The following is an 11,368-nucleotide window of genomic DNA, read 5'->3' on the forward strand; positions in this document are numbered from 1 at the left end:
CCAGACGGCAACAAAGAGGTTGATTTTAAAGAATACATCAATCCAGAGTCTTTGAAAGTTATAACTGGATATGTTGAACCTAGTTTACAAACCGCAAAAGAATTAGATCATTTTCAATTTCAACGCTTAGGTTATTTTTGTGTAGACAGAGATTCCTCGTCTGAAAAATTAGTTTTTAATAAAACAGTTGGACTAAGAGATACTTGGGCAAAAGTTAGCGAACAATAATCCATTTGTCTTGCTGAACTTGTTTCAGCATCTTAATAAGACTTAAAACCTGCAAGTATTTTTCCTTGCAGGTTTTTTATTTTATTTTTTATTTTTGCATCAAAAAAAACCACCAATTAAAAAACTGATGGTTTGTTTTTGTCTATCTGAACTTGTTTACTTCGTCAGTTCGCAAGCTCGGGTCAGGTTCTAACATTTTTTATACTTCGCTAGTATCGCTTGGATTATAATCCGTTGATGTATGATCGGTTTTTTTCTTGATTCGTTTAGGTTGGTTTTTCATGGTTTCACCAATTTGGTTACTTGCTGTAAAACTTGCCACCATGTTATTTAACATATCGCTTCCAGCTTGAGGAGAGTTTGGTAATAATATTAAATTACTGTTTGTATCTGCTCCAATAGCCTGTAAAGTATCATAATGTTGCGTAACCACAATCAAAGCGGAAGCTTCTTGCGAATTAATCCCAACATTATTTAATACTTCTACGCTTTCTACCAAACCTCTTGCGATTTCTCTTCGTTGGTCTGCTATACCTTGACCTTGTAACTTTTTACTTTCAGCTTCCGCTTTTGCTTTGGCTACAATTCTGATACGTTGTGCTTCCGATTCAAATTCTGCAGCCGTTTTTTCTCTATCTGCTGCGTTAATTCTGTTCATCGCATTTTTCACTTGAATATCTGGATCAATATCGGTTACTAACGTATTGATAATGTCGTATCCGTAAGTGGTCATAGATTCGTTTAATTCGCGTTTTACCGCAATAGCAATGTCGTCTTTTCTCAAAAACACATCATCTAAAATTAATTTTGGCACTTCGGCACGAACCACATCAAATACATAAGCCGTAATTTGATCGTGTGGATATTCCAACTTGTAAAAAGCTTCATATACTTTGCTTTGAATTACGTTAAACTGAACCGAAACTTTCATTTTAATAAAAACATTGTCTTTTGTTTTGGTTTCAATAATAACGTCTAATTGTTGAATTCTGAGGTTTACTCTTCCTGCAATTCTGTCAATTACAGGTATTTTTAATTGTAACCCCGAACTTCTGATGCTTGTAAATTTTCCAAATCGCTCAATAACAACTGCGGTTTGTTGCTTTACGGTAAAAAAGGAACTTAGTAAGACAAAAAATCCTAAAAATAGGACGGAAATGATAATTGGAGACATAAGGGATAATTTTAAGTTATACTTGTTATACGTGCCTTTTAAGCAAAAGTTACAAGAAGCACAATTATTATTGTTGTTTATAAAGAAGCAATTGCTTTTTCAATTCTGCTTGTTGTTTCTTCTTTTCCAATTAATTCTATAATATCAAACAAATGCGGTCCTTTTAAAGCACCAACCAAACTCAATCGTAGCGGTTGCATTACTTTACCCATTCCAATTTCGTTTGTCGTCATCCACTCTTTAAGCAAAGTTTCTATGTTTAAAGAATTAAAATCTGCTATATTTTGTAATTGAGCAATTACTTGTTTCATTATTTCTGGTGTTTCTTCTTTCCAGTTTTTTGCTGCTTTTTCATCGTAAGACGTTGGCGCAATAAAGAAATAATCGGCCAAATCCCATAACTCTGTTATAAAATTAGCACGTTCTTTAATTGAAGCAACTACTCTTGTAATATCTAAAGAAGTTAAAATTCCTTTTTCTTCTATGATTACTTTAAACGCGTCGGCTAAACTTTCATCCGTTTGTTTTTGTAAGTATTGATGATTGAACCATTTGTTTTTCTCCGGATCAAATTTTGCACCTGATTTATGAATTCGTTTTAAATCGAATTTTTCTATAAGTTCTGCTAAACTAAATATTTCTTGTTCTGTTCCGTCATTCCAACCTAATAAAGCTAAAAAGTTGATCACAGCTTCCGGGAAAAACCCAGCTTCTTTGTATCCGTTCGTTATTGTCATGCTGGAAGCATCTCTCCACTCTAAAGGAAATACTGGAAAACCTAATTTATCACCATCTCGTTTGCTTAATTTTCCGTTACCAATAGGTTTTAAAATCAAAGGTAAATGCGCAAATTCCGGAGCTTCCCAACCAAAAGCCTTGTAAAGCATTACGTGTAAAGGCATAGACGGTAACCATTCTTCACCTCTGATTACATGCGAGGTTTCCATTAAATGATCATCTACAATATTTGCCAAATGATACGTTGGCATTCCGTCTGATTTAAATAAGACTTTATCGTCCAATAAATTGGTGTCAAATTGTACCTCACCACGAATGATATCTTGTAAGTGCAAGGTTTCATTTACAGGCGTTTTAAAACGAATTACGAAATGTTCACCATTTGCAATACGGGTTTTCACTATTTCTTCTGAAAAGTTTAAAGAAGTATCTAATTTTTCTCTAACGGTATGATTGTATATAAATGTTTTTCCCTCTGTTTCTGCATTTTTACGAAGTTCGTCGAGTTTTTCAGGCGTATCAAAAGCATAATAAGCCCATCCAGATTGAATTAATTCATCAGCATATTGCTTGTAAATTTCTTTTCTATCAGATTGTCTGTATGGTCCAAATTTTTCGTTCTTTCCAATGGTTTCATCGGGAGAAATCCCTAACCATTTTAATGCTTTAAAAATATAATTTTCCGCTTCCGCCACAAAACGCGTTTGGTCGGTATCCTCTATACGTATATAAAAAGTACCGCCGTGTTTTTTGGCATATAAATAATTAAAAAGCGCAGTTCTAACCCCACCAATATGTAAAGGTCCTGTTGGACTAGGAGCAAATCGTACTCTGACTGGTCTATTCATAACTATAAATTTTGTCAAAGATACTATTTTAAAATTCCAAAAGTAAAATTCTAAATTCCAAATACATCAAAATTTGGAAATTTGAATTTTAAAAAGGATTTTTTTTATCATTGATTTTTTTTGTAGATTTATCAGTCATAAATAAACGAGGGACCATTTTGGATAAAAAAGCAGTAATTTATGATAAACTGGAAGGATTTATCAAGAAATTTTACACCAATGAGTTGATAAAAGGAATACTTCTTTTTATTACCATTGGCTTATTGTATTTTATTTTTACTTTTTTAATAGAATATTTTTTATGGTTTTCTACCCAAGGAAGAACTATTTTGTTTGGGTTGTTTTTGTTTGTAGAGGCGTTTTTGTTGTCTAAATTTATCATTTTTCCTTTATCGAGATTATTTAAGATTCAGAAAGGTTTAAATTATACCGAAGCCTCAAAAATTATTGGAATCCATTTTGATGAAGTTAAAGATAAATTACTTAATTTTTTACAATTAGCCAACACCACAGAGCCTTCAGAGCTGGTATTAGCTTCTATTGAACAAAAAGCGAAAAACTTACAACCTATACCTTTTTCAAATGCTATAAACTTTAACGGGAATAAAAAATATTTACCTTTTGCGCTTATACCGTTATTGTTTATTTTATTCTTTTATGTTTCGGGAAATTCGGATGTGATTTCTAAAAGTTTTGCCAGAGTCCTTCAATACGACACTAATTTTGAAAAACCAGCCGCGTTTAAGTTTGAAATTGTTTCTTCTACTTTAAACGTGGAACAAAACAAATCTTTTAAGCTAATCGTTAAAACTGTTGGAAGCATCATACCAGAAAACACTTCAATTTTAATTAATAACGAAGAATATTTTTTAGAAAATACTTCACCAGGAAATTTTACTTATCAATTTGATAATGTTCAGAAAGACATTACATTTTATTTAAAATCGAATGACATTACTTCTTCAGATTATGTTTTAAATGTTGTTAACGTGCCTACCATTTCTTCGTTTAGTATGCAATTAAATTTTCCAAATTACTTGGGCAAAAAACCAGAAATTATTCAAGGAACGGGTAACGCTGTTATTCCCGAAGGAACATTGGTTTCTTGGAAAATAAATACATTTGCTACTACCGAAGTGGCTTTTAAAAAAGAATCAATTTCTAATTTCTTTACTAAAAATGACAACCAGTTTTTCCTTACAAAACGAATTGTTAATACAACAGATTATGAAATTTCAATTTCCAATTCTCGGTTAAAAAACTATGAAAAGCTTCAATATAAATTGACTGTTTTAAAAGATCAGTTTCCAAGTATTTCAGTTACCGAAACCCCAGATAGTTTAAAATTAAAACAAAAAGTAGTTATCGGACAAGTTTCTGATGATTACGGGATGTCGAAATTACAAGTAGTGTTTTATGACAAAAACAAACCAAATATTTTATTACGAAAAGGTCTGGTTTTAAAAAACAAAGTTGTTGACCAATTTGTGTATGCTTTCCCTGACGGAATTGCACTACAACCGGGAATTAATTACGAGTATTTCTTCGAAGTGTTTGATAATGATGTTGTTAACGGTTTAAAATCCTCAAAATCGACTGTTTTTTCTCATTCTGAATTGACAAAAGAACAGAAAGAGCAACAATCCTTAAAAGAGCAACAATCAAACATCAATAGTTTACAAAAAGCGTTAGATAATCAAGACAAACAATTTGAAGCATTAGACAAACTTAAAAAGCTTGACAAACAAAAAGACAACTTAGATTATAAAGACCAAAAGAAAATCCAAGACTTTATTAATCGTCAAAAAGAGCAAGACGAAATGATGAAAGAATTTTCTGAAAAAATGAAGGAAAATCTGGAACAATTTAAGCCCGAACAAAAAGATGAAATGAAACAAGAGCTTTTAAACCGTTTAGAAAAAAACGAAAAACAAGCTGCGAAAAACGAAAAGCTTTTAAAGGAACTTGAAGCGCTAACAAAAAAATTAGAAAAAGAAGAATTGTTTGATAAAGCTGATAAATTAAAACAACAAGCCAAAACGCAACAAAAATCTTTAGAGCAATTGGTGGAACTTACAAAACGATATTACGTTGAACAAAAAGCAGCCCAATTAGCGGATAAATTAGACAAATTAGCATCGAAACAAGATAAGCTTTCAGATAAAGAAAACCCAACTAAAGAGGAACAAGAAAAGCTTTCAAAAGAGTTTGATGATTTAAAAAAAGAGTTGGATGCATTAGAAAAAGAAAATAAAGACTTGAAGTCGCCTATGGATATTCCAAACGATAAGGGCGATCAAAATGACGTAGACCAAGAACAGCAAAAAGCAGAAGACAATTTAGAAAAGAAAGAGCAAAAACAAGCCAAAAAGAATCAAAAAGCGGCGGCTCAAAAAATGAAAGAAATGAGTCAAAAAATGTCCGATTCAATGTCTTCTGGTGAAATGGAAGATAACGCCGAAGACGCAAAAGTATTACGTCAAATCTTAGATAATTTATTGTCTTTTTCATTTGATCAAGAAAAATTGATGAAGCAATTTAAGGCGGTTTCTAGTTCAAAATCTAACGTAAGCTCCTTGTTAAAAAATCAGCAAGATTTGAAAACACAATTTAAACATGTTGACGACAGTTTGTTTGCTTTGTCTTTGCGTCAGCCAAAACTTTCTGATTTGGTTTTAAAAGAAGTAGAAGAAATTCATTATAATTTAGATAAATCTATTGAAAATTTAGTATCAACTAGTCGTTCAAAAGGGATTTCACACCAACAATTTACGTTGTCTTCCGCTAACAAATTAGCCGATTTCCTTAGCAATGTTCAAAGCGAAATGAGTATGAGCATGTCGTCATCTGGCGGAAGCGGCAAACCCAAACCGGGCAAAGGGAAAGGCGAGCAATTGTCAGATATTATTTCTAAACAAAAAGGGTTGGGCGAAAAAATGAAAGCTGGCAAACCCAAACCAGGCGAAGGACAAAAACCAGGTCAGGGTAAAAAAGGAAATCAAGAAGGCGAAGGCGGCTCACAAGGAAACGAAGGAAAAGACGGTGAAGGCGACGCTGGAAAACTATTAGAAATAATAAAAGAACAACAAGAGTTACGAGAAGCATTGCAAAACGAATTAAATAAAAACGGTATGGGCGGCAATGGTCAAAACGCTGTAAAACAAATGAAAGAGTTAGAAAAGCAATTAATTAATAAAGGTTTAACACAAGACAATGTTAATCGCGCCTTGCAAATTAATCACGAATTGTTAAAACTAGAATCTGCATTAAAACAACAAGGACAAGACACTAAAAGAGAATCGAATACCAATAAAAACGATTTTCTAGGGAGCAACAAACCCCTTCCTCCTGCTTTATTAAATTATTTAAAAAGTGTAGAAATATTAAACAGACAAAGCTTACCTTTGCAACCCAATTTTAACACCAAAGTGCAACAATATTTTAAAAGCAATGATAAGTTTTAATTACGAATCTGATTTTATTTTAGATCACCAAGAACATTTCGCTTCTTGGATAGAAACCATCATAGCCTCTGAAAACAAAACTTTAGGAGAGATTTCTTATGTTTTTTGTGACGACGATTATTTACACGCTATTAATATGCAATATTTAAACCACGACACACTTACAGACATCATTAGTTTTGATTACTCAGAAGGCGATATTATTAGTGGTGATATTTTTATTTCTATTGAAAGAGTTAAAGACAATGCGACTGATTTTAAAGTCTCTTTTGAAGACGAATTAAAACGAGTTTTAGCACACGGGGTTTTGCATTATTGCGGATACAAGGACAAATCAGATGCTGACGCGGCTTTAATGCGTAATAAAGAAGAGGAAAAAATTAAGTTGTTCCAAACGGAACTATAGTATAATAATTTGTTCTTTTTGTTCCACGTGGAACAAAAAGACTTTTAAAATTAACCACGTGTTTCACGTGGAACAAAAAATATGTTTCAAGAAAAATATGATGTAATTGTTGTAGGTGCCGGACACGCAGGATGCGAGGCCGCTGCTGCTGCTGCCAACATGGGCTGTAGTACTTTGTTGGTTACTATGAATTTACAAAACATTGCTCAAATGTCTTGTAATCCAGCCATGGGTGGTATTGCAAAAGGTCAAATTGTTCGTGAAATTGACGCTTTGGGCGGCTACTCAGGAATTGTTTCTGACAATACAGCTATACAATTTAAAATGTTGAACCTTTCTAAAGGCCCTGCCATGTGGTCGCCTCGATGCCAATCAGACCGGATGCGTTTTGCTGAAGAATGGCGCATGATGCTAGAAGGAACACCGAATTTAGATTTTTATCAAGAAATGGTTTCCGGCATTATAACAGATGGAGATCAAATTACAGGCATCAAAACATCTTTAGGTTTAGAAATTAAAGCTAAAACGGTAGTGCTTACAAACGGCACGTTTTTAAATGGTTTAATTCATATCGGCGACAAACAATTCGGAGGAGGTCGTGCTGGTGAAAGCGCCTCCTTTGGAATCACTGAAGATTTGTTGCATTTGGGCTTTGAATCAGGAAGAATGAAAACAGGTACGCCGCCTCGAGTAGATGGTCGCTCTTTAGATTATTCAAAAATGATAGAACAACCAGGCGATATAAACCCCTCAAAATTTTCTTATTCTGATGCTACTAAGCCTTTAACAGAACAACGCTCTTGTTTTATGACTTATACTTCTGAGGTAGTGCATGATTTATTACGAGAAGGATTTGACAGAAGCCCCATGTTTAACGGCAGAATTAAATCAATCGGACCAAGATATTGCCCGTCTATCGAGGACAAAATAAACCGATTTGCAGATAAAGAACGACACCAACTGTTTATTGAGCCAGAAGGTTGGAAAACGTGCGAAGTTTATGTGAACGGTTTTTCAACATCCTTACCAGAAGATATCCAATTTAAAGCTTTACGATCTGTTGTAGGTTTTGAAAAGGTGAAATTTTTTCGCCCTGGATATGCTATCGAGTACGATTACTTTCCGCCTACACAATTAAAACACACTTTAGAAACCAAATTAATTCATGGTTTGTATTTTGCCGGACAAATTAACGGGACAACTGGTTATGAAGAAGCAGCCTCTCAAGGTTTAATGGCTGGTATTAATGCGGCACTTCAAGTTCAAGATAAAGAGCCTTTAATATTAAAAAGAGATGAAGCTTATATTGGTGTTTTGATAGATGATTTAATTACTAAAGGAACAGAAGAACCCTATAGAATGTTTACTTCTCGAGCAGAATATAGAACCTTATTACGACAAGATAATGCCGATTTAAGATTAACTCCGAAAGGATTTTTTATTGGTTTAGCAAAAGAAGCTCGTTTAAAACGAATGGAATATAAATTAGACGCTTCTGATAAATTTGTAACTTTTTTTAAAGAAACAAGTATTAAAGCAGAAATTGCAAATCCAATTTTAGAAGCAAAAGGATCAAGCTTGATGACACAAGGCGATAAAATGTTTAAAGTGTTTTCACGTCCACAAATTGATTTAAACGATATTTTAAAATTTAAAGCAGTAACAGATTATATTTCAGAAAATAATTTAGACCAGGAGGTTATTGAACAAGCCGAAATCCAGGTGAAATATTCTGGTTATATTGAAAAAGAAAAAAACCATGCAGATAAATTGCATCGTCTGGAAGATGTTCGTATTCCGGATAATTACGATTTTGAAAAAATAAAAGCCATTTCTATTGAAGCGCGTCAAAAACTAACAAAAATACGACCAACAACTATTGCGCAAGCCTCAAGAATTAGCGGTGTTTCACCAAGTGACGTTTCGGTGCTGCTAATTCATATGGGAAGATAAATGTATTTACGATTTACGATTTGAGATTTACGATTTAAACGTTTCGTAAATCAAAAATCGTAATTTTCAGGTTCCACGTGAAACAACCTTGTTAAAGCCAATAAATAAAAAGCAAATGAAATTTTTAGAAGAAAACCAATTTATAATTATCAAAGATCTTTCAGTTTCAAAAGAAACCTTTTCCTTATTGTATAATAAAGAATATGATTTATTAAAAACGCACCCTACTCCATCCTTAGCTGTTTTGCCAAAATATTACGAAAGCGAAGATTATATTTCGCATACAGACGGTAAAAGAACCTTGTTTGAAAAAACATATCATTTAGTAAAGCAAAATGCTATTAAAGGGAAAGTTTCATTACTTTATAAAGAACAAAATATTAAGGGTAAGTTGTTAGATATTGGATGCGGAACAGGCGACTTTTTAGTAGAAGCTAAAAAACAAGGTTGGTCGATATTAGGTTTTGAACCAAATACAGACGCGAAACAATTGGCCAAAAATAAAGGCGTTTTGTTTACGGAAGATATTTTTACTTTACCAGAAAACACTTTTGATGCGGTAACCATGTGGCACGTTTTAGAACACGTTCCTAATTTACAAGAATATATTGCCAACTTAAAACGAATTATTAAGCCAAACGGAACCATTATCATAGCGGTACCTAATTACAAATCCTATGACGCAAAATATTATAATCGATTTTGGGCAGCGTATGATGTGCCTCGTCATTTATGGCATTTTTCCAAAACCAGCATAAAAAGATTGTTTTCGGACGTTGGTATGGAATTAATAAAAGTAAAACCCATGTGGTTTGATAGTTTTTATGTTTCCTTATTATCTGAAAAATATAAAAACGGAAAAATGAATTTTATAAAAGGATTTTTAGTTGGTTTTGTTTCAAATGTATCAGGATGCTTTAAAAACGAGTTTTCATCGCACATTTATATCATAAAAAACAAGTAAAACGCAAATAAGCGCGTTTTTTGACAATTTACACGTAAAAACACCTTTAGTGTCTTGTGAAAAAAGATGTTTTATAAAACAGCCGTTAAAACAAGTCGTTTTTAATAGTAATTTCTTATTGCAAATTAAATCTTACATAAAATTTTCTTATAGTTCTTGTTTTGTAATTTATTTTAAAAAAAGAATTAAAAATTAAAAGAAACCTATTATTTTTACTAAAATTAAAAAACCGATTTCCTATTTAATAATCATACTATAAAAAAATGAAAAAATTACTAAGCATTGTTGCAGTATGCGCAACACTAATTTCTTGTCAACAAACGACAACCTCAACAACAGAATTTAAAACAGGATATATTGACACCTCTGTTCTATTAGAAAAATACGAAAAGTTTAAAGATGAAAACGAAAAGTTTAAAGTTAAATCTGAAGAAATAGGCAGACCATTAGAAACTAAAGGCAGACAATTACAGGCAGAAAAGGATGCCTTTCAACGTAATGCACAAGCCAACGGACAAGCTTGGGCCCAACAAAAATATGCCGAATTACAACAAAGAGAACAACAAATTCTACAAGAGAGAGATCAAGTTTTAGCGCAAATTCAAACAGAAGGCGGAAAATTACAAGACACCCTAATACAACAAGTAAAAAAATACATCAGAGACTTTGGTAAAAAACAAAAATTCGATTATATTTTTACAACTTCAGAAGATGCTCCATCAGTAATTTATGCAAAAGATTCGTACAACTTAACAGATAAGTTGCTGAAAGAACTTAACGAACAATACAAAGCAACAAACCAAAAAAAATAATTAATAAGCCTTGAGAAATCAGGGCTTTTTTTATATTTTAGTATTTCGAACTTGTTTCAGAATTTTTTTTCAATTAAATTTGTTTATCAACGAACAACTCAATTCTTTGCCATTAACTTTAACCTAAACTATCCGCCAAATGAAAAATCTATCAAAAGCCGCTCAGTACACCCTGCAATTTATCAACCAAACCAATAAATCTGTTTTTTTAACAGGTAAAGCTGGCACTGGAAAAACCACCCTTCTTAAAGAAATTATTGCCACATCACACAAAAACACGGTAGTGGTTGCTCCAACCGGAATTGCCGCACTTAATGCTGGCGGCGTTACCATTCATTCTATGTTTCAATTGCCTTTTGCGGCTTTTATTCCTGATTTTAAGGAAGTTCATTCCAACTCGCAACAATATAAATTTGAAACTAAAAGCACGATTAGTAAACATTTCCGAATGAATGGCGCAAAAAAACAAGTGCTGGTAAATTTAGAATTGCTAATTATTGATGAAGTGTCAATGCTTCGTCCAGATGTTTTAGATGCGATTGATTTTATGCTTCAAAAAGTGCGCCGAATAGACGCGCCTTTTGGTGGTGTTCAATTACTTTTTATAGGCGATTTATTACAATTACCGCCCGTAATTAAACAAGAAGAATGGTACGAATTAAAGAACTATTATCAAGGTATGTTCTTTTTTCATTCGCAAGTAATCCAACAAAATCCGCCTTTATATATTGAATTGGATAAAATTTATCGTCAAGATGACGAGGAATTTATCTCTATTTTA

General features: G+C 32.8%; 8 protein-coding genes and 1 pseudogene. 7 read left to right on the forward strand and 2 right to left on the reverse strand.

All coding sequences use genetic code 11. The annotated features are described in order from the left end of the window. Positions 1 to 228: pseudogene (locus ACIQ2I_RS05205) on the forward strand (glutamine--tRNA ligase); the annotation flags it as partial. Positions 229 to 427: 199 nt separating this feature from the next. Here the strand turns inward: ACIQ2I_RS05205 and ACIQ2I_RS05210 are convergent. Together ACIQ2I_RS05210 and gltX are read right to left on the reverse strand one after the other, a co-directional pair. Further along, positions 428 to 1,402, reverse strand: a complete 975-nt coding sequence (locus tag ACIQ2I_RS05210) for an SPFH domain-containing protein (protein ID WP_396181376.1) — start codon at positions 1,400 to 1,402, stop codon at positions 428 to 430. 77 nt (positions 1,403 to 1,479) lie between these two features. Further along, complete coding sequence (gene gltX / locus ACIQ2I_RS05215) at positions 1,480 to 2,988, reverse strand: glutamate--tRNA ligase (protein ID WP_396181377.1); 1,509 nt, start codon at positions 2,986 to 2,988, stop codon at positions 1,480 to 1,482. A 158-nt stretch (positions 2,989 to 3,146) separates the two neighbouring features. Between gltX and ACIQ2I_RS05220 the strand changes: the two genes are divergently transcribed. From ACIQ2I_RS05220 to ACIQ2I_RS05245, 6 genes are all read left to right on the forward strand, one after another. After that, complete coding sequence (locus tag ACIQ2I_RS05220) at positions 3,147 to 6,452, forward strand: hypothetical protein (protein WP_396181378.1); 3,306 nt, start codon at positions 3,147 to 3,149, stop codon at positions 6,450 to 6,452. Continuing rightward, positions 6,439 to 6,858, forward strand: a complete 420-nt coding sequence (ybeY, locus tag ACIQ2I_RS05225; protein WP_396181379.1) for an rRNA maturation RNase YbeY — start codon at positions 6,439 to 6,441, stop codon at positions 6,856 to 6,858. The genes ACIQ2I_RS05220 and ybeY overlap by 14 nt, the downstream gene beginning before the upstream one ends. Positions 6,859 to 6,939: 81 nt before the next feature. Then, complete coding sequence (gene mnmG / locus ACIQ2I_RS05230) at positions 6,940 to 8,811, forward strand: tRNA uridine-5-carboxymethylaminomethyl(34) synthesis enzyme MnmG (protein WP_396181380.1); 1,872 nt, start codon at positions 6,940 to 6,942, stop codon at positions 8,809 to 8,811. 115 nt (positions 8,812 to 8,926) lie between these two features. Continuing rightward, positions 8,927 to 9,775, forward strand: a complete 849-nt coding sequence (locus ACIQ2I_RS05235) for a class I SAM-dependent methyltransferase (protein WP_396181381.1) — start codon at positions 8,927 to 8,929, stop codon at positions 9,773 to 9,775. 263 nt (positions 9,776 to 10,038) lie between these two features. After that, on the forward strand, positions 10,039 to 10,587 hold the full coding sequence (locus tag ACIQ2I_RS05240) for an OmpH family outer membrane protein (protein ID WP_396181382.1): 549 nt from the start codon (positions 10,039 to 10,041) through the stop codon (positions 10,585 to 10,587). Between the two features lie 139 nt (positions 10,588 to 10,726). After that, on the forward strand, positions 10,727 to 11,368 hold a 642-nt coding region (locus ACIQ2I_RS05245; protein WP_396181383.1), incomplete at its 3' end, for an AAA family ATPase.

This window comes from Flavobacterium sp., assembly GCF_044368995.1.
In the GTDB taxonomy this organism is placed as follows: Bacteria; Bacteroidota; Bacteroidia; order Flavobacteriales; family Flavobacteriaceae; genus Flavobacterium.

Excerpts from the sequence above, each read along its gene's own strand:
- ACIQ2I_RS05210 (WP_396181376.1), bottom strand. The coding sequence starts at position 1,402 with ATGTCTCCAATTATCATTTCCGTCCTATTTTTAGGATTTTTTGTCTTA.
- mnmG (WP_396181380.1), top strand. The coding sequence starts at position 6,940 with ATGTTTCAAGAAAAATATGATGTAATTGTTGTAGGTGCCGGACACGCA.
- gltX (WP_396181377.1), bottom strand. The coding sequence starts at position 2,988 with ATGAATAGACCAGTCAGAGTACGATTTGCTCCTAGTCCAACAGGACCT.
- ACIQ2I_RS05240 (WP_396181382.1), top strand. The coding sequence starts at position 10,039 with ATGAAAAAATTACTAAGCATTGTTGCAGTATGCGCAACACTAATTTCT.
- ACIQ2I_RS05235 (WP_396181381.1), top strand. The coding sequence starts at position 8,927 with ATGAAATTTTTAGAAGAAAACCAATTTATAATTATCAAAGATCTTTCA.
- ybeY (WP_396181379.1), top strand. The coding sequence starts at position 6,439 with ATGATAAGTTTTAATTACGAATCTGATTTTATTTTAGATCACCAAGAA.